Source organism: Corallococcus sp. AB011P (assembly GCF_003611605.1).
Lineage (GTDB): Bacteria > Myxococcota > Myxococcia > Myxococcales > Myxococcaceae > Corallococcus > Corallococcus coralloides.
The window spans coordinates 1-1,233 of record NZ_RAVX01000065.1 but is presented as its reverse complement, the minus strand read 5'-3'; the positions used below and the strand labels follow the sequence as shown (position 1 = coordinate 1,233).

Here is a 1,233-nt window from a genome sequence, read left to right as displayed (position 1 = left end):
CGGGCCTGACTCGGCGAGCGGAAATGGTGGCGCTCCAGCAGCCAGTGCTCGTTGTACCGGTGGGCCCACTCCAGCAGCGCCTGTCGGAGTGCCTCCACGGTGGAGAAGGTGCGTACCCAGAGCAGTTGCTCCTTGAGGGTGCGGATGAAGCGCTCGGCGCAGCCGTTGCCCTCGGGGCTGCGGACGAAGGATGGGCTGGACTGGGCGCCCAGGAAGCGCAGCTCGCTCTGGAAGACGTCGGAGGTGTACTGGCTGCCGTTGTCGTGGCGGATGGACAGCCCCGAGGCCACGCCTCGGCCATACCCACCGAAGCGAGCCTTGACGCCCTGGCGAATGGGCTCGAGGGCTTCGAAACGGGTGCCTACCTTGGCCGCGTGGATGCCGACACACTCGGCAGTGGCGTGGTCGATGGCGATGAAGACGGTGGCCTGGCCCTCCAGCGCCGTCACCGTGCAGGTGGCGTCGGTGCCCCACATGACGTCGGGCCTGTCGGTGGTAATCGTGCCGTCGTGGTGGCGTGGCCCCAGCACCCGGCGAGCACGGCCCGGCGCCAGGAGCCCCGCCTCGCGCATCAGCCGCAGGCAGCGGGCCTTCGAGGTGCGTACGTGCTGCGCGCGCAGCCGTGCCCACACCTTTCGGTGCCCTTCGCCCAGGAAGGGCGAGGCCGCCAGAATGCCGCGGATGGCCTCCCGCAGCGCCTCGTCCGTCAGCGCCGTCTTGGGGCCGCGCCGCGCCGTCGGCCCATCCGTGGACTGACGGCGGGCGCGGTGTCGGTACACCGTGGCGCGAGGCACGCCCCAGGTGGCCGTCACGAGCGCCAGGCCGTACCGCTTGCCGCTGGAAGGCGAGAGCCGGGCGCTCATCCTCTCGACTTCCTCCAGGGAAAACCCGGCGCGTTGCCCTCCAGCAGTCGGGCCTTCTCCGAGAGCAGCTCGTTCTTCATCATCAGCTCGCCCACCATGGCCTTGAGCCGCAGCACCTCGTCGTCCGCCGCTTCCGGCTCGCGGCTCTTGAGGTTCGCTTCGGCCCCAGCCAGGAACTTCTCCCGCCACTCACTCAGCAAGGCCGCCGTGACGCCCAGCTCCCGCGACAGGGCGTCGAGTTCCTCGCCCTTGAGCAACCGGAGCACCGCCTCCTTCTTGCGCTTCGCCGAAAACCGACCGCGCTCCGACGTCCTGTCCTGCTTCTGCTGCTTCTTCACATCCACCTCACACGGGGGAGGTTATTCCCCCA

General features: G+C 69.6%; 1 pseudogene. It reads right to left on the bottom strand.

The annotated features are described in order from the left end of the window. Positions 1-1,207 (bottom strand): annotated as a pseudogene (locus tag D7X30_RS41340) (IS3 family transposase); the annotation flags it as partial. Positions 1,208-1,233: the final 26 nt, after the last annotated feature.